Origin of the sequence: Streptosporangium sp. NPDC023615 (genome assembly GCF_040640155.1) — a bacterium.
Classification (GTDB): domain Bacteria; phylum Actinomycetota; class Actinomycetes; order Streptosporangiales; family Streptosporangiaceae; genus Streptosporangium.
In genome coordinates this window covers 54,885-71,474 of the sequence record NZ_JBFABE010000042.1, presented here as the reverse complement: position 1 = coordinate 71,474, position 16,590 = coordinate 54,885, and the positions used below count along the sequence as shown (strand labels likewise).

Genomic DNA, 16,590 nt, shown 5'->3' with positions numbered 1-16,590 from the left:
CCTGGTGAGGGCCGCTGTGGCATAGGAACCTCTCCACGTTTTCAGGGGATTGACAACCGCCGGCATCCGAGCCGCTGGTGCGATGTGGACGGGTGCCTTGCCGCCTGGCGTCGCGTCTAGGGTCACCAGGTGGACGAAGCCCCGGTGAGTGCGGAGAAGTGGCGCGGACAGGTCCGGGCGCGAGTTCCGTCGAACAGCATCGCGAGGCGTTGGCTCGCCCGGTCGAGCGTCGACACGCCTGGCCCGGACCCGGCGCGGCACGTCGCCTTCGGGCTCCGGGGCCTGACCCGCCGACGACGCCGGAGGGGCGGCGACCGGCCGGTGGCTCCCGGGAGGGCGCTCAGCGGGCGGGGCCGTCGCTCATGCCGTAGCGGGCGTGGCGCGTACCCGTGGTGAACGCCCAGTAGCGGTCGCCGTAGGACCAGTGCCACCACTCGGTGGGGTAGTTGACGAACCCGGCGGACGCCATGGCGGCCCCGAGGACGTCGCGGTTGCGCCGGGCCTCGGGGGAGATGCCGGGAAAAGCGGTGTGGCACGCCTCGTCGCTCTCCGGTGGGGTGGCGTTGACCCGCGTGCCCATCGGGATCTCCACGCCGGAGACGGTGCACAGGGTCAGGTCCACCGCGCCTCCGGTGACGTGCGGGGCCACTTCGGGCGGGGAGACGTACCTGCTGGCCTCCACGTGGGCCCGCCGGTCGTCCCAGCCGGGGTTGGCCGTCCGGTGGGCGGCCAGGGACTCGGCGAAGTAGAGGCGCTGCAGCGCCGCCGGGCGGAATCCCTCCACGACCAGCAGGCGCAGTCTGCGGGGCAGCCAGGTCTGCGCGGCGATCAGGCGGTCGGCCACGCTCAGCCGCACGTGCGCGTACGCGCCTTCGGGGTCGGCGAGCTGCCCGTCGACCCGGATGGCCTCCACGGTGCGAAGGTCGACCAGAGGTTCGCCACACTCCTTCACCGACACCTCGGCGATCCGGGGGTCCGACAGGAGCACGATCTCCCGCATGCAAGCCTCCACGACGTCTCGAAGGCGCTCCGCACGGGGCGCCGACGCAGATCATGCACCGCGACGCTTCAAAGACGCTGTAATCACCCCGCGAGGCCCTCAGCCGGCGAGTTCACGCGCCTCACGGGCCTCGTGCAACCGGAAGGTCTCCAACGCCTCGGCCAGGGCCGTCTTGGCGGAGACGTCGTCGCCGAGCGCGTCGTACACCTGGGCCAGGTCGCGCAGGGTGCGGGCGCGGAACAGGGTGGCGCGCAGCGTCTCCCACAGGGCCAGCGACTCCTCCAGGCGGCTCTTGGCCTGGTAGAGCCGCCCCTCGGCCAGGTCGAGCTCGCCGAGCGTGCGCAGGGTGCACGCCTCGCCCCATCGGTCGTTGAGGGTCCGGGTCGTGGCGAGTGCCCCCTCCAGGGCGCGGCGCGCCGGGTCGAACCGGCCGAGCCGCATCCAGGTCTTGGCCAGGGAACGCACGCAGTACGCCTCCATCAGCCGGTCGCCCAGCTCACGGAAGATCGGCAACGCCTCCTCGCACCGTTTCTCCGACCGCTCCAGCTCGCCCCGGGCGCGGTGGTACAGGGACATGCTCCGCAGGGTCAGGCCCTCGCCGCGGCGGTTTCCCGCCTCCCGGTACAGGGACAGGGCGGCGGTGAGGTCCTCCCAGGTCGCCGGGTAGTCCCCGCGCTCCAGGTGCACGCTGCCGGACAGCCGTTTGACGTGCGCCAGTGCCGTCGGATCGCCGAGGCCGGCCCACTTGCGGCTCGCCCGGTCCAGGAAGTGCAGCGCCTCGGGCAGGTAGCCCTGCTCGCGGCAGGCGGCGCCGAGGGCGGCGAGCGTGCCGGCCTCGCCCCGGGCGTCGCCCGTGGTGCGGAACAGCGAGAGGGCCTGGCTGAGGTACTCGCGGGACTCGGCGTAGTGATCGCGCTCGTAGTACAGGTGGCCGAGACCGGCGAGCAGGGTCGCCTCGCCCAGTGCGTTGTCCATCCGCCGCGCCACCGCCAGCGCGGCCTCGTGCGTGCGGTGCCAGGCCGCGAACGGGTTGTCGAAGACGTACTGGCTGCCCTCGAAGGCCACCGACGACAGCGCGGAGGCCAGATGCACGGCGATGTCGTCGAGATCCATCGCCGCCGCCAGCTCCACCGCGAGGATCAGTGCCTCCTCCTCGCCGCGGAACCAGCCGTGCGGGTCGGCGAGCGCCGTCCGCGCCACCTCCGGGTCCACCGGCCGCGCCAGACCGAGGGCGGCGCGCATCGGGATCGCGCCGGTGGGTACGGCCTCGCTGAGTTGTTCGACCAGCCACAGCCACCCGCCGAGCACCCTGCGCACCACCGCGACGCGCTGGGTCTCTGACTCCTCCGCCTGCGCCCGTTCCCGGGCGAACAACCGGATCAGGTCGTGCAGCCGGTAGCGGGCCCGGCCGGTCGCGTCCGTGTCCGTCACGTTCGCCAGGGAGGTGTCCACCAGGTGATCCAGTACCCGCTCGGCCTCGTCCAGGCCGGTCCCCATGGCCGCCGCCACCACCCACACCGGGAAGTACGGCAGGCCCAGCAGGCCCAGGCGGCGCAGCGCCGTCCTGGCCTCGGCGGGCAGCAGGGCGTAGCTGAGGGCGATGCCGGCTCGCACCTCCTGGTCTCCGACGGTCAGCTCGTCCAGCCTGCGTTGCTCGTCGGCCAGCCGGTCGGCCAGCCGGGCCACCGACCACTGTCGGCGCGAGGCCAGCCTCGCCCCGGCGATGCGCAGCGCGAGGGGCAGACCACCGCATTGCCGTACGATGCGCTCCGCGGCTCCGGGATCCGAGGCGACGCGCTCCGGACCGGCGACCTGCTCGAGGAAGCGCAGAGCGGCCTGGTCGGGCAACAGGCCCAGGTCGAGCACGGTCGCGCCGGCCAGGCCGGTCAGGCGGTTGCGGGAGGTGACGACGACCCTGCAGCCCGGGGCGCCGGGCAGCAGCGGCCGGACCTGCCGCTCGGCGGCGGCGTCGTCCAGCATGATGAGCTTGCGCTTGTCGGCAAGCAGCGTGCGGTAGCGGGCGGCGCGCTCCTCCAGCGTGTCGGGCGGCGGCGTTCCGGGCTCCAGGTCGCGCAGCAGCCGGCCGAGGAGCTCCTGCGGGGTGGCGGGCACCTCCGAGGTGCCGCGCAACTCGACGTGCAGCTGGCCGTCGGGGTAGAAGTGCGCGATCTCGTGCGCGGCGCGCAGGGCCAGGGTCGACTTGCCCACGCCGCCCGGCCCGAAGATCACGCAGACCGGCATGTCGTCCGGCCTGGTGAGGCGGTCGCGTAGTTCCGCGATCTCCGCTTCGCGTGCGGTGAAGTCGGACGGCGGGGAGGGCAGCTGCCGGGGCGGGGCGGCCCTCGCCGCGCCCAGCAGCGCGGGATCGGAGCGCAGGACGGATTCGTGCGCCTGCCGCAGCTCCGGTCCCGGCTCGATGCCCAGTTCCTCGTTCAGCACCCGCCTGCCGTGCTGGTAGACCTCGAGCGCGTCCGCCTGCCGGCCGGTCCGGTAGAGCGCCACCATGAGGTCGCGGCGCAGCCGCTCGCGCACCGGATACGTCGCGATGAGCTCGTTGAGCTCGTCGATCAGGCCGTCCTCCCGGCCCGCCGCCAGATCTGCGGTGACCCGCTCCTCGATCGCCGTCAGCCGCAGCTCCTCCAGCCTGGCCGCCTCCGCGCGCAGGTGGGTGTCGCCGATCCCGCTCAGGGCCGGGCCCCGCCACAGGGCCAGGGCCGTCCGGAACAGGTTCGCCGCCTCCGCGTGGTTTCCGTCGCGCGCCGCCTGCCGTCCCTGACCGGTGAGCCGCTCGAAGACGGTCTTGTCCAGGCTGTCCGGCGGGATCTCGGCGGAGTAGCCCACCCGGTGCGAGACGATGACCTCCGGCAGGCCCGCGTCGGCGAACGCCCGGCGCAGCGAGGCGACATAGGTCTGCAGGACTCCCCGCGCGCTCAGCGGCGGGGAGTCCTGCCAGATCGCCTCCATCAGGCGTTCGACGGTGACCACCCGGCCCGAGGCCAGGAGCAGGGTGGCGAGGAGGACCCGCGGCTTGCCTCCCCCCAGAGGAACCTGCCGCCCGCCGCTCAGCACCTCGATGGGGCCCAGAAGCCGTAATTCCATTTGAACCCCCCCAAGGCTCAACCGATCATCCCAAACCTAAACGCCCACCGGCGCTTTCGGTCCGCGGGAGGGCGAGGGAATCCGAAGGGGAGCCCTCAGGACGAGGGCGAAGGGCCTCGGACGTGTCCGGGGCCCTTCGTGGTGCGTCGTGCTGCCGGGTGGGGTCAGTTGACGGTGCCGGGTTGGGCGGACAGGAGGATCTGGCTCCAGCCGCCGGTGCTGAGGGTGCCGTGGTTGGTGAGGTCGTCGGCGTTGCCGTCGTGGGGGTCGGTGTCGGTGTAGCGGTAGAGGTTGTCGTTGGTGTGGTGGGCGAGGTAGACGCCGCCGCCGGGGGAGATGAGGTGGTCGAAGACCTGCCAGGTGCTGTCGCGCAGGGGGTAGCGGGTGTAGTCGCTGCCGTCGCCGGTGATGCGGTAGGAGATCAGGGCGCCGCTGTCGGTGGTGCCGAGGATCCAGTTGGAGGCGGTGGCGGTGAGGGTTTTGAGGGTGAAGCCGGTGCCTTGGTTGGGGCCGATCTTGGTGCCGGTGGAGATGTTGGCGGTGGTGGGTTTGGCGGTGTTGATGGTGTAGCGCTGCAGGACGCCGTTGGCGATGCCGAACAGGTGGGTGTTGCCGTCGTAGGCCAGGAGGTCGTGGGTGTAGCCGGTGCCGAGGTGGACGGGGGGGTTGAAGGTGAGGTCGCCGTTGTTGTCCTGGACGTCGATGCGGTAGAGCTTGCCGTCGGGGCCGTCTTCGGTGATCAGGAGGGTGTTGAAGTTGAGGGTGGCCATGGCTTTGGGGGTGAAGCCGAGGGTGGCGGTGGAGGTGACCAGGGTGAAGGCGCCGGTGGCGGCGTCGACGGTGTTGTAGGTGAGGCGGCCGTCGGCCAGCACCCCGTACACCGACGCCTTACCGGCGGTCTGTGTCGCTCCGACCGGAGCGGAGTAGCCGACGATGTCGGCGTTGGAGCGGGCGTAGGAATTGGCCTTGATCCGGTCGCCGCTGTTGCCCTCGATCGTGTAGACCGTGCCGGCGTTCGCCGAGCTCACGATGCCCACATGGTCGATGTCGCCGCTCTGGTCCCAGTCGAAGACGACGGCGTCACCGGGCTGGGGCGTGTAACCGCTGGCGCGGGTGTGCCAGGTGTCGTGCCGGACGCCGTAGTCCTTGAAGGACGCGGCCCAGCCGGTGAGGACGCCGCCGCTGGTCTCCGGCACGTCGGCGTGCGGGACGCCGGCGTTCCGCCAGACGTACTTGGAGAAGTCGGCGCACCAGTCACTGTCGCGCCACTGGACACCGTCTTTCGACGGGCACCCCGCGGAGGGTTTCCAGCTACGGAAGTGCCCGGTGTAGTAGTTGCAACCGCTGCCCAGCGGCGACTCGGCGTTGCGCGCCGCGTTGTTGAGCTGGCCCTGGGCCACGGACACGATGGTCGAACGGCTGACCACCGCCGTCGTTGCCGCCGTTGCCGTTGCCGTTGCTGCCGCTGTCGCGGGCGTCGTGGAGATCATTGTGCTGCTCAGGGCGGCGACGGTCACCGCGAGAATCGGAGGCAGGACGCGGGACAAGTACGAGACGCAGTTCTTGAGAGGTTCCATGGCCGAAAGTGTCCGCCGGCCCTCTCCAAAGCCCCTTCAAAACCGCTCCAACCCCGAACCGGGCATCTCGTGCCGGGCGAGCGGGCGAGCGGGCGACAGGAATTCTCGCCGTGTCGCCGTGGTTTCCGTCTACCGCCCCCGCCGTCGGGAAGCGGCCGGGAAACGCCCGGGAAGCGGCCGGGAAGCACGAAAGATCATCGGGAAAGAGGGGAAACGATGTCCGCATCGCCGGAGTTCGCGATCGACACGTTCGGGGACGTCAACGTCGACGCGGACGGGAACAGGCTGTCGTACGCGCAGGTGATCCGTAACGTCGTCGAAGAGGCGGTGCTCGCCGACAGCGTGGGGATCGACGCGATCGGCATCGGGGAGCACCACCGGGACGACTTCGCCGTCTCGGCACCGGAGATCGTGCTGGCGACGATCGCCGGCCGTACCGAGCGCATCCGTCTCGGCACCGCGGTGACCGTGCTCAGCTCGGACGACCCGGTGCGGGTGTTCGAGAAGTTCGCCACCCTGGACGCGGTGTCCCAGGGCCGTGCGGAGATCATTCTCGGCCGCGGCTCGTTCACGGAGTCGTTTCCGCTGTTCGGTTTCGACCTGGCGCAGTACGAGGAGCTGTTCGAGGAGAAACTCGACCTGCTCTCCCATCTCCTGGAGGAGGGGCCGGTCACCTGGCAGGGCCGTCTTCGTCCCGGGCTGAAGGACCAGCACGTGTACCCGAAGACGGAGTCCGGCCGGCTGCGCACCTGGATCGGCGTCGGCGGCAGTCCCGAGTCCGTGGTGCGCGCGGCGCGCTACCGGATGCCGCTCATGCTCGCGATCATCGGCGGTCCGCCGGGGCGTTTCGCGCCGTACGTCGACCTGTACCACCGTGCCCTCGACCAGTTGAAGGTCCAGCGGCTGCCGGTCGGCGTGCACTCGCCGGGCCACATCGCCGAGACCGACGGCCAGGCCCGCGAGGAGCTCTGGCCGCACTATCGGGCGATGCACGACCGCATCGGCCGCGAGCGCGGCTGGGGCCCCACGACCCGGGGCCGCTTCGAGTCGGAGGCCGACGAGGGCTCGCTCTACGTCGGATCGCCCGAGACGGTGGCCGCGAAGATCGCGAATACCGTCGGTACGCTCGGCGTCGACCGCTTCGAGCTCAAGTACAGCTCCGGGACGCTCGCGCACGAGAAGCTGATGAACACGATCCGCCTCTACGGGGAGGAGGTCGTGCCGCGGGTGAGGAAACTGCTGGCCCGGAGCAAGGCCGCGGCGCCTGCCGGATGATCCGTTTCACACGGCGCAGGCCGCTCCGCCCTCCCGGGGACCACCTCCGCGGCATGGTGACCTGGTCACGGAGGGGGGCTCTGTCACCGAACGCTCGCATCCCGATCTCCCGTCACCGACGATGGACGGCATGACAGAGAAGCCCCCCGTACCACCGGGAACCGGGCCGCTCCCGCCGGAGTTCTCCGGGATCGACCCGGTGTCGAACGGCGGAGCCGTCATCCCTTCGTGGTCGCCGGGACGTCCACCGCGCGGGAACGCCGGACGGCGACGATCCGAGCGATCACGATCCACGCACCGACGAGCAGGGTCACCGCTCCCGAGAGCCCGGCAAGCGCCGCCGACACGCTTTCGCCGTCCGGATCGCCGGCTCCGGAAGGCCACCCCCGAACCGGCGTGACACGTCCGTCGCCAGGGTCAGGACCAGGGCGCCGAACGCGAAGGTGATCCCTCCCAGGACGAGGCCGGGAGGCGCCGGCCGAGGCCGCCTGCTCCAGAAGGCGACCCTCCAGGCCCCGGCCGCCAGCATGATCGGGATCATGACGAACTGGACGGCGATCACCCCCGTGAGCGCGGCCAGGCGCGGGTACTCGGACCCGTCGCCTTGCCAGAGCCACAGGAGGGGAAGCGTCACGGCCCCGCTGAGAAGCCCGACGGCCAGAGAACGGAGGAACACCACGGCGGATATGGTCCCGGACGATGGAGGGGAAAGGTCAAGCATCGGAGCCGCCGGGGCCGCCGACGGGTCCGGGCGGCTTCGGCGCTGCCCCGGCCCGGCCCCCCGCGCCTGACGAGCGGTCCTCCCGCTCCGGCTCCGCGCCCGACGAGCGGTCCTCCTCCGGTCCCGTGCCCGATGAGCGGTCCTCCTCCGGTCCCGTGCCCGATGAGCGTCCTTCCCGCTCCGGTCCCCCGTCCGGCGTGCGACCCTCCCGCCCCGCGGTCCTGCGCTCGATGAACGCGCCCACGCCGTCGAGGTACAGGTTCAGCGCGAACGCCCCTTCGACCTCCTCGTCGTAGGGGACGTCGCCCTCGAAGATGCCGGTGGCGATCACCCTGCTCAGCGCGGGAAACCGCCGCGCGTCCACCACGCGGGCGAGTGCCATGCCGTACTGGCGGCCGAAGGCCTCGGGGTTCTCCGCGTAGCTCGCGGACAGGTCTATGCTCAGCCGGAGCTCGCCGTGCACGAAGGTCACCAGACCCATCACGACCCCGACCTTGTCCTCCTCCTCGAGACCCGTGCCGGCGAGCGCGCGCAGCGCGCGGTCGAACCACCAGAGGTTGTTGGGACCCATCGGCGGTCCGCTGACCGGGATCTGCGCGGCCCAGGGGTGCCGTCGCAGCACCGTCAGCACGCCCTTGACCCACAGCGTCAGCCCGGTCCGCCAGTCCACGTCGTCCGGCAGGTCCGGCGGCCCGTCCAGGGCCGCGTCCGCCATCAGCAGGAGCAGCTCGTCCTTGCTCTTCACGTAGCGGTACAGCGTCATCGTGGCATTGCCGAGGTGCGCGGCGATCCTGGCCATCGACACCGCGGCCAGCCCTTCCGCGTCCGCCACCTCGACCGCCGCCCGGGTGATCTCGGCGACCGTGAGGGACGGTTTGCGCCCCCGCCGTACCGTCTCGCGCAACCCCCAGAGCAGGGTCACCTCGGCGGACACCTGGTTCTCGTCGGTCATCCGGTCCCTCTCGTCACGAGCACGAGAACAGTCTAGGAACACCCTTTCCCTCCCCGATGCGTATGGTCTACGCTTTTAGGCGTATGACATACGCATCAGTGTGATCGTACGCGAGAGGCGGAGGAGCGAGAGTGATCGTCGAGGCAACCGGCCTGTACAAGGCCTTCGGGTCCACCAAGGTTCTGGAGGGGGTGGACCTGCACGTCGCGGAGGGCACGGTCTTCGCGCTGCTGGGTCCGAACGGCGCGGGGAAGACCACCACCATCCGCATCCTGACCACGCTGTCGCGGCCCGATCGCGGCAGCGTACGGATCGCCGGGTACGACGTCGTGCGCGAAGCGACCAAGGTGCGCGGCGTCATCAGCCTGACCGGCCAGTCCGTCGCGGTCGACGACCAGCAGACCGGCCGGGAGAACCTGGTCATGATCGGCCGTCTGATGCACCTGGGCGGCCCCGGCGCCCGGCGTCGCGCCACGGAGCTGCTGGAGCGGTTCGACCTGGTGGACGCCATGGACCGGCGGGTGGCGACCTACTCGGGCGGCATGCGCCGGAGGCTGGACCTGGCGATGAGCCTGGTCTCGCGGCCGAGGGTGATCTTCCTGGACGAGCCGACCACGGGTCTCGACCCGGCCAGCCGGACGACGATGTGGGACGCCCTCAAGGACCTGGTCTCGTCGGGGACGACGATCGTCCTCACCACCCAGTACCTGGAGGAGGCGGACCGGCTGGCCGACCGGATCGTGCTGATCAACGGTGGCAGGGTCGCCGCCTCCGGTACGGCCGACGCGCTGAAGTCCCAGGTGGGCGGGGACCGCCTCGTCCTGCGGTTCGCGGCGGAGGCCGACGCGGCCCGTGCCGCCACGCTGTTCGACGTGCCGCGCGGCACCGACCCCCTCGCGCTGGGCGTCCCGTCCGACGGCAGCGCGGAGCACCTGCACCGGGTGCTGGACGACCTGCGGACCGCGGGCGTGCCGCCCGTCACGGTGTCCTCGCACCGGCCGACGCTGGACGACGTGTTCCTCTCCCTGACCACCGCCGGCCGTACTCCGGCCCGGGTCTGACCGGCTCCGGAAAGGACCACGACCATGACCGTCCTCGCCGTGCACGGCGGCGTCCGCAACGCCGTGAGCGACTCCCTGACCATGATCGACCGCAGCGTCCGGCTCAGCCGCCGCAACGCCGACACGCTGGTCATGTCCATCGTCCTGCCGCTGCTGATGATGACGCTGTTCGTCAACGTCTTCGGCGGGGCCATCGACACCGGCACCGAGTACATCAACTACGTCGTGCCCGGCATCATCCTGCTGTGCACCGGTTACGGCGCCGCGTCCACCGCGATGTCCGTCGCGCACGACATGACCAGCGGCATGGTCGACCGGCTGCGGTCGCTGCCGATCCGCAGCTCCGCGGTCCTGACCGGCCACGTCGTCGCCAGCGTCGCCCGGAACCTGCTCTCCACCACCGTCGTCGTCGGCGCCGCCGTCGCGATGGGCTTCCGTCCCGACGCGACGTTCGTCGACTGGACACTGGCGGCCGGACTGCTCCTGCTGTACGTGCTCGCGCTGTCCTGGCTGGCGGCGGGGCTCGGCGTGATCGCGAAGTCCGTCGAGTCCGCCAGCACGCTGAGCTTCCTCATGCTGTTCCTGCCCTACCTCAGCAGCGCGTTCGTTCCGACGCACACCATGCCGTCGTTCCTGCACGCGGTGAGCGAGAACCAGCCGATCACCCCGGTGATCGAGACCGTCAGGGGTCTGCTGACCGGGACCCCGATCGGCGGCACCGGCCGGATCGCGGTCGCCTGGTGCGCCGGCCTGCTGGCCTGCTCGTTCGTCCTGGCCTCCTGGCTGTTCCGCCGCCGCACCCGCGGCTGAGGGAGGGAGGACCGCCGGTGGATCAGACCCGGGCGTACGTGACCGGCGGCGCGTCCGTGCGTGCGAGGTCACCTGTTCACCGGCAGGCCCTGGCCGGCGGCCGACCCGGCACTGGGACCCTGGCCGGGCCCGCCGATCCGGACGTGGTCCGGGTGGGTGCCTGATCCTGCCGGACGAGCGCCCGCTGTCCGCGGAGCTGGAGGCGTTCCTCGACGCCGGCGAGCCGCCGGTCCACTTCGGCTTCGGCGGCATCCACGCTCCCCACGACCTCGGCCGGAACACGGTCCGGGCGGCCCGCGCGCCGGGACGGCGCGCGGTCGTGCTCCGGGGCTGGGCCGGCCTGGCGCCGCCGGACGACGGGCCCGACCGCCCGTTCGCCGGGGAGGTCGATCAGCAGGCGCTCCTGCGGCGGGTCGCCGCCGTCGTGCACCGCGGCGGCGCGGGCACCACCACGGCGGCCGCGCGGGCCGGAGCACCTCAGGTCGTCCGGCCTACGAGGTCTCGTCGGCGGCCGGAGGCGGTGACGGCCGCCGGCCCATCCCGCGAGGCATCAGCAGGAACACCTTGGGCGACAGGCGGTCCATGTCCCCGCCCCTGCCGAACACCAGGCCGGCGGCGAAGTCGACGAACTGCGTGGCCTCACCGTCCGGTATCCCGGTGAGGTCCATCACCACGGGCGTGCCGGTGCGGAAGTAGTGCCCGACGTGGAGCACCTCGTTGTAGTCCCGGGGACACAGCGTCTTGAACACCGCATCAGTCTCCACCGTCCACGCCGTCCGTCAAGACCTCCTCGCCGTGGCGTCCGCGACGAGTCCGGATTCCCCGCCCCTCCACGGCGACGGGGCCACGCGGTCCCGCCCCGGGGACCGTGCCCCTGTTCCCGCGAACACCCGTCGCAGCAGGGGTCCCCGCGCCATAGAGTGATCGCGGGGAAGGGGTGAGGAGCCTGGAGACCTCGCGAGGACCGCGAACCGGTGTCGTGGTCGATCCCGCGCTCCCCCAGGAGGTCGCGGACGTCCTCCGCGTGAACCCGACGGTGATCGCGCGCGTGCGAGCCGGTCACGGTCCACCGGAGAGCCCGGAAAGGGAACACGCCCCCACCGGTCTCCTGGTCTTCGGCGGCATCCTCTCCGCGGCGAGCCTGCTGATCCTGCTCTGGCTCGGGGGAGGCTTCTCGGCCGCGATCCTGCCGGCCGTCGCGCTGGGCTGGTTCCTGCTCGCCGCGATCAGGGCGCAGGGGGCCTCCGAGGAGGAAGCGATCCCGGAGTGGGAGTTGTACGACCTCGCCCACCGGTACCGGGACCACTGCCTTCTCCCCGACGAGCTCGACGACCTCGACGGCGGTGCGCGACGTCTGCTCGACCGGACGCGCCAGGCCGTCGACTCCGTTCTGCGGTCGCGCGTCAACACCGATGGACTGCTCGACGACGTACGGAACACCGTCATGCTCCCGCACCAGGAATGGGAGATCGCGCGCCTGCTCGTCAAGCTGTCCACCCTGAAGAAGGAACACCGTCACCTCGTGCACGGAGGGGTCACCCCGGAGGTGGCGGCCGCGGTGAGACCGCTGGAGCGGGCGCTCGCCGGCAGTGAGAACGCCGTCACCGCGCGGGTGGAGGCGCTCGAACGCTACGCGGCCCACGTCGCCGACGCCGAACGCGCCTACCGGGCCCGCGCGCAGATCCAGGCGTTCGCGGAGCGGCTGCCCCGCTACGAGGAACTGCTCGCGGAGTCGGGCGCCGACGCCCTCTCGATCCCCGAGATCGGGCATCTCACGGGCGAGGCGGACGAGCTGGAGCGCGCACTGCGCGCGAGCATCGGTTCGGCCCATGAGATCTTCGGCCACCTCGACGGGCCCGACCCCGCCGGCCCGCCGTCCTCACCGCCCACGCCCTGACGGTTCGCCGTTCTCGTGGTCCGTCATCACGGCCGGGACGACCGGTGGGCCGGGAGGACCGGGCGGCCGGCCGACGGGCCAGACCTCGCCGGGAGGCACCCGTCCACGGCATCACCGCCGGCATCACCGCCGGCCGAGCAGGCAGTAGGCTGCCGTCGCGTCGTCGTGGATCTTCGTGCGGGGCCAGCGGGATCCCTGGGGATCGGTGTGTTCGGCCTCACGGACGCGGTGGATCAGCTCACCGGGGCCGGGACCTTCCAGGATGTCGAGAACCTCGCGCCAGGTGGCCAGGCCGAACCGGTCCACCAGCCTGGAGGCGCCGTCGCTGAGCAGGGCGATCGCGCGCACCCGGTCGGCGGGGAGCGTGCCGGTGAGTGATCGCTCGGCGGTGAGCGGGTCGACGGCGGCGACCCAGAAGCCGCCCTCGCGGTTGCGGTGGCCCCGCATGGTCTCCACGTACTCGCGGTGCGCGGTGACGTGGTCGACGCTTCCGTGGACGAGCGTGTCCAGGACGGATCGGTGTTCCCTGCCGACCAGCGCCTCCCGGTCGTCACAGACGACCGTCGGCTCGGTCTCACCGGCCAGGTCCAGGAGGAGCACGGAGTCGGCCAGGACGAGGTACTCCAGGTCGTCGGCGGTACGGCGGACCATGACCACCGTGGCGGACGGCGATCCGGGGTGGGTGAGGTCGCAGACGAAGTCGTGGAGGGAGGCGACGGCCTTGATGCCGTTCCCCAGGATCTCCGTGAGCGTTCCGTTGTCCTGGACCATGCCCGCCAGAAGGGTCGAGCCGAGGGAGCGGACGTACCAGTCGACACCGTGGATGCACCCGGACCCCGAGCCCTCCGGGGTACCGGCGCCGTCGAGAAGGGCGAACACCTCCGAGGTGGCGCCGACGAAGTCCTCGTTCCGCCGGCCTGGCGCGGCCTCGGTGGCGAAGGTGATGCGCATCGGGTGGTGCTCCTCGCGGTGGACGGGTCACGCTGGGGGGCCTGAGGGCGATCGCGGGTCTCCCCACCAGGTTCCCCCGCTGGAGCGGCGTACTCCCCGGGACTCGCGCCCACCCGGCCGCAGGGCGGCGCGCGTGTGCGGCGGGGGGCGTCCCGAGGCGTGGCGCGGCGTGCGGGGCGTGGCGTGCGGGGCGCGGCCCGGCGTGCCGGGGAGGTGCGCTCAGTACGAGGGATCCGAGATGGACTCGGCCCGGTAGACGTCCATCGGCTCCTCCCCTTCCTCGTCCACGCCCACCTTTCTCAGGAGCAAGGTCCGGCTGCCGATTTTCAGTGAGCGTTCGCCGTTGATCTCCGTGGACGTGAAGACGGTGACGGTGTGGCCGTGCATATCGCGTACCTGGGCGTATTCCGGCTCATCGGGAATGTCTAACTTGATCCGTATCGTCTGGAATGTCACTCTCCCAGTGTGAAAGCCGCGGGGCCGGAAATCGATCCTCCGGAGCACGACATTCGGCATCGTTTCCGGAGAGGGCGTCGCGATCGGCGATCAGCGGTCGCCGATCCCGGACGGCGCGGGGGCGGCCGGGCACGGCCGGCGACCGGGGGCGTCAGGGCAGCGGATCGATCTCGATGTGCCGGTCGTACTGGAGGAGTTCCGCTCCGCGGTCGGTGAGGATGGGCCATCGGGTGGCCCGGGCGCACCAGACCACGTGCCCGGCCGTGACGTCGCGCGATCCGTCGAGGATCTCCGCGATGTCCCCGACCTTCCCGTGGGTGAAGTCGTCGATCGTCACGCCGGGAGTGGTGACGAGTTCGAACAGCTCGACCTGGGTCGAGATGGGGGAGATGGACAGCACGGCCGCGAGGCTGGTCGCCGGAACGCAGATCCCGCCGCCGCGGAAGAGACACATGGCGGCGACACTCCTGGAGTATTCGGTCTTCGCCACCGCGATGTCGACCAGCGCGCTCACATCGAGCACTCGACCGGGGAGCATGGTTCAGCGCCTCCGGAAGCCACGGATGCCGATCTGGTCCCACTCCCTCTCGGAGAGGGGATCGACTCCGAGGGAGTCGGCCGCCCTGTCGAGGTCCTCGCGGTGCAGGCTCCAGCGGTGCATCAGGGTGATCACGTGGGGTTTGTTGCCGATCTCTCGCTGGACGGCCGCCTGGATCACGTCGGCGATCCGGCTTCCGGTCAGCCGCGCCTTACGGGACAGTGCCTCATAGTCGGCCTTGTCCAACTCTACGGTGATGGAGGTCTCGGAGGCCGCCGTGCCGCTCGCCTTCTGTTCTTCCCCGAACTGAAGGTGGGCCAGCCAGAGCGGAACCGGACCGGACTCCTGCGCGCTCGTCACGCGGTCGTCCACCGGTGATCTCTCCGGTCCTGCGTCGTCTCGCCAGGCCGGTATGAAGTGGGCCATGCGTTCGACAGTAGCCGTGAATCGCCGACCATGACAGCGCTTCCGCGCGACTCCGGCGGCTCGTACGGGAAGGCCCGGCGCCTTTCCACGCCTGCCTTTCCCGGAGCGGCCCGCCCTCGCGCCGCCCGCCTTTTCCCGGCCCGGCCGGTGCCCCGGTTCCCGCCTCGGTGCCGCGTGATCGGGCGCCGGTACCACGCTTTTCATGATCGCCCTTTACGCTTCAAAAGTATTTATACTCGTATGTCGACTCATATATAGGTGAAACCGTTATTGCGTGGGCCCGGAGGGATTGTCAGGGGCGCCCTGGCCCGAATCGAGCGGTGGCGCGGTCGTGGCCGGGCCCGTGGAGCCGGGGGACGGGGGCGCGTTCGGGTCCGTGGTGCCGGGAGGCGCGTTCGGGTCCGTGGAGCCGGAGGGCGGGGGTGCGTTCGGATCTGTGGTGCCGGGGGGTGCGTTCGGGTCCGTGGAGCCGGGGGACGGGGGCGCGTTCGGGTCCGTGGTGCCGGGAGGTGCGTTCGGATCTGTGGTGCCAGGAGGTGTCGTGCCGCAGAACCCGGCCGTCCGCCGCTCCGCGGCCAGCTGGTCGACCGGTTTCCGGTACTCCGCGCGTTCCTCCAGCGACGGTTCGTACGACCACGACCCCTTCTCGAAGACGAAGCCGAACTCCGTGGTGGCTCCACCCCTGTCGGCCCGCACCACGGCGGTGTCACCGCTGATCGCCACGGACGCGACGGTGAACGGGGAGTCGGCCACGATCGGCGGGCAGAGCGTGAACAGTCTCACGTACTCCTCCCGGGAGATCAGCTTCTTCGCCCCGGTGGTCCACAGATCCCAGAAATCGTCGTAGGAACCGCTGCCGTAGGCGTCGAGCGCGGGCTGTACGGCCTGACGGACCGAGGCCTCCGAGTGGTCGGCGCCTCTCGCCGAGGCCGGGGGCGAGGCCGGAGGATCGAACACCATGAACATGGTGACGACGGCCCCGATGGCCACACCGAGCGCCAGGACGAGTATCACGGCCAGCCCCCGCCCCGTCTCACCCTGGGAGGGCTTGCCGTACTGCGGCGGATAGCCCACGTGTGATCTCCGGGGCCGGTAGGAACGGATAAACGTGATCATAACGCCCGAGGCTCGGGAGTGGTCACGGTGTCTCCCGGCCACCAGGCAAGATACCCGGTCCCGGGGGACCTGTCGGCCGGCCGTCGAGGGCGGGACGTCCCGGTCATCGGCGCAGGGGACATAATGCGCCCGTGATTCAAACGATCGGCACGGCCGTCGTCGTCTTCGCGGGCACCAACGTGGACGACCTCGTCATCCTGACGGTGCTCTTCCTGGCGTCCCGGGCGGGTGGCGTCCCCCGTCCCGGGCAGATCGTCGCCGGTCAGTACGCGGGCATCGCGACCCTGGTGGCCGTCTCGGCAGCGGTCGCGCTCGGGCTCGCCGTGGTGCCGGACCGCTGGGTGGGACTGCTCGGCCTGGTGCCGTTCGGTCTCGGGGTGCGCGGGCTGGTCGGAGCCGCGCGAAGCGGCGGGGAGGAGGCGCCGCCGGTCGCCTCCGGGGTGATCTCGATCGCCGGGGTGACCATCGCCAACGGGGCCGACAACATCTCCGTCTACACCCCGCTGTTCCGTACGATCGGCCCGGTGCCGAGCGGCGTCACGATCGCGGTTTTCGCGGTGCTCGTCGCGGTCTGGTGCGCGGTGGCCTCCTGGCTGGGATCGCACGGGAAGGTCATCGCGCTGGTGGAGAGGTGGGGCAGATGGCTGGTGCCCGTGGTGTTCATGGTCATCGGCGCGGTCATTGTCCTCGAGTCGATATTTAGATAAATAT

The 16,590-nt window shown here is 71.2% G+C and carries 16 protein-coding genes; 5 read left to right on the top strand and 11 right to left on the bottom strand.

Translation table 11 applies throughout. The features are described 5' to 3' along the window. Nucleotides 1–340: 340 nt before the first annotated feature. The 3 genes from AB0G16_RS25720 to AB0G16_RS25710 all read right to left on the bottom strand — a co-directional run bounded on the left by AB0G16_RS25720 (nt 341) and on the right by AB0G16_RS25710 (nt 5,676). Nucleotides 341–1,000 (bottom strand): M15 family metallopeptidase, encoded by a 660-nt coding sequence (locus AB0G16_RS25720; protein ID WP_362809861.1) that lies wholly within the window; start codon nt 998–1,000, stop codon nt 341–343. Nucleotides 1,001–1,099: 99 nt separating this feature from the next. Then, nucleotides 1,100–4,099 (bottom strand): BTAD domain-containing putative transcriptional regulator, encoded by a 3,000-nt coding sequence (locus AB0G16_RS25715; protein WP_362809858.1) that lies wholly within the window; start codon nt 4,097–4,099, stop codon nt 1,100–1,102. Between the two features lie 164 nt (nt 4,100–4,263). After that, nucleotides 4,264–5,676, bottom strand: a complete 1,413-nt coding sequence (locus AB0G16_RS25710; RefSeq protein ID WP_362809855.1) for a CHAP domain-containing protein — start codon at nt 5,674–5,676, stop codon at nt 4,264–4,266. A gap of 216 nt (nt 5,677–5,892) precedes the next feature. Between AB0G16_RS25710 and AB0G16_RS25705 the strand changes: the two genes are divergently transcribed. Beyond that, complete coding sequence (locus AB0G16_RS25705; RefSeq protein WP_362809851.1) at nt 5,893–6,951, top strand: LLM class flavin-dependent oxidoreductase; 1,059 nt, start codon at nt 5,893–5,895, stop codon at nt 6,949–6,951. A 310-nt stretch (nt 6,952–7,261) separates the two neighbouring features. Here the strand turns inward: AB0G16_RS25705 and AB0G16_RS25700 are convergent, their stop codons facing one another. Further along, a complete protein-coding gene (locus AB0G16_RS25700; RefSeq protein WP_362809848.1) occupies nt 7,262–7,585 on the bottom strand; it encodes a hypothetical protein in 324 nt (107 codons plus the stop codon). A 79-nt stretch (nt 7,586–7,664) separates the two neighbouring features. Next, nucleotides 7,665–8,624 carry a TetR/AcrR family transcriptional regulator gene (locus AB0G16_RS25695; protein ID WP_362809845.1) on the bottom strand — a complete coding sequence of 320 codons (960 nt, stop codon included), beginning with the start codon at nt 8,622–8,624 and terminating at the stop codon, nt 7,665–7,667. A gap of 131 nt (nt 8,625–8,755) precedes the next feature. Between AB0G16_RS25695 and AB0G16_RS25690 the strand changes: the two genes are divergently transcribed. Continuing rightward, on the top strand, nt 8,756–9,685 hold the full coding sequence (locus AB0G16_RS25690; protein ID WP_362809842.1) for an ATP-binding cassette domain-containing protein: 930 nt from the start codon (nt 8,756–8,758) through the stop codon (nt 9,683–9,685). A gap of 24 nt (nt 9,686–9,709) precedes the next feature. Next, nucleotides 9,710–10,495, top strand: coding sequence for an ABC transporter permease (locus AB0G16_RS25685; RefSeq protein ID WP_362809839.1), 786 nt, complete (start codon nt 9,710–9,712; stop codon nt 10,493–10,495). 491 nt (nt 10,496–10,986) lie between these two features. Here the strand turns inward: AB0G16_RS25685 and AB0G16_RS25680 are convergent, their stop codons facing one another. Next, complete coding sequence (locus tag AB0G16_RS25680; RefSeq protein ID WP_362809836.1) at nt 10,987–11,244, bottom strand: cell division protein SepF; 258 nt, start codon at nt 11,242–11,244, stop codon at nt 10,987–10,989. Between the two features lie 230 nt (nt 11,245–11,474). Between AB0G16_RS25680 and AB0G16_RS25675 the strand changes: the two genes are divergently transcribed. Further along, the gene (locus AB0G16_RS25675; protein WP_362809833.1) at nt 11,475–12,392 is read left to right on the top strand and encodes a hypothetical protein; all 918 of its coding nucleotides are present in this window, start codon (nt 11,475–11,477) and stop codon (nt 12,390–12,392) included. 123 nt (nt 12,393–12,515) lie between these two features. On the opposite strand, the gene AB0G16_RS25670 is transcribed toward AB0G16_RS25675, so the two are convergent. The 5 genes from AB0G16_RS25670 to AB0G16_RS25650 form a co-directional block, all read right to left on the bottom strand. Then, nucleotides 12,516–13,343 carry a protein phosphatase 2C domain-containing protein gene (locus AB0G16_RS25670; protein WP_362809830.1) on the bottom strand — a complete coding sequence of 276 codons (828 nt, stop codon included), beginning with the start codon at nt 13,341–13,343 and terminating at the stop codon, nt 12,516–12,518. Nucleotides 13,344–13,562: 219 nt separating this feature from the next. Then, nucleotides 13,563–13,799, bottom strand: coding sequence for a hypothetical protein (locus tag AB0G16_RS25665; RefSeq protein WP_362809827.1), 237 nt, complete (start codon nt 13,797–13,799; stop codon nt 13,563–13,565). Nucleotides 13,800–13,950: 151 nt separating this feature from the next. Then, nucleotides 13,951–14,337, bottom strand: a complete 387-nt coding sequence (locus AB0G16_RS25660; protein WP_362809824.1) for a hypothetical protein — start codon at nt 14,335–14,337, stop codon at nt 13,951–13,953. Nucleotides 14,338–14,340: 3 nt separating this feature from the next. Then, on the bottom strand, nt 14,341–14,709 hold the full coding sequence (locus tag AB0G16_RS25655; RefSeq protein WP_362809821.1) for a hypothetical protein: 369 nt from the start codon (nt 14,707–14,709) through the stop codon (nt 14,341–14,343). A gap of 321 nt (nt 14,710–15,030) precedes the next feature. After that, entirely contained in the window at nt 15,031–15,837 is an 807-nt protein-coding gene (locus AB0G16_RS25650; RefSeq protein ID WP_362809818.1) for a hypothetical protein, read from the bottom strand. 173 nt (nt 15,838–16,010) lie between these two features. Here AB0G16_RS25650 and AB0G16_RS25645 point away from each other — a divergent pair, with 173 nt between their 5' ends. Continuing rightward, complete coding sequence (locus AB0G16_RS25645) at nt 16,011–16,586, top strand: cadmium resistance transporter (RefSeq protein ID WP_362809815.1); 576 nt, start codon at nt 16,011–16,013, stop codon at nt 16,584–16,586. Nucleotides 16,587–16,590: the final 4 nt, after the last annotated feature.

Excerpts from the sequence above, each read along its gene's own strand:
- AB0G16_RS25720 (WP_362809861.1), bottom strand. The coding sequence starts at position 1,000 with ATGCGGGAGATCGTGCTCCTGTCGGACCCCCGGATCGCCGAGGTGTCG.
- AB0G16_RS25715 (WP_362809858.1), bottom strand. The coding sequence starts at position 4,099 with ATGGAATTACGGCTTCTGGGCCCCATCGAGGTGCTGAGCGGCGGGCGG.
- AB0G16_RS25710 (WP_362809855.1), bottom strand. The coding sequence starts at position 5,676 with ATGGAACCTCTCAAGAACTGCGTCTCGTACTTGTCCCGCGTCCTGCCT.
- AB0G16_RS25705 (WP_362809851.1), top strand. The coding sequence starts at position 5,893 with ATGTCCGCATCGCCGGAGTTCGCGATCGACACGTTCGGGGACGTCAAC.
- AB0G16_RS25695 (WP_362809845.1), bottom strand. The coding sequence starts at position 8,624 with ATGACCGACGAGAACCAGGTGTCCGCCGAGGTGACCCTGCTCTGGGGG.
- AB0G16_RS25685 (WP_362809839.1), top strand. The coding sequence starts at position 9,710 with ATGACCGTCCTCGCCGTGCACGGCGGCGTCCGCAACGCCGTGAGCGAC.
- AB0G16_RS25670 (WP_362809830.1), bottom strand. The coding sequence starts at position 13,343 with ATGCGCATCACCTTCGCCACCGAGGCCGCGCCAGGCCGGCGGAACGAG.
- AB0G16_RS25660 (WP_362809824.1), bottom strand. The coding sequence starts at position 14,337 with ATGCTCCCCGGTCGAGTGCTCGATGTGAGCGCGCTGGTCGACATCGCG.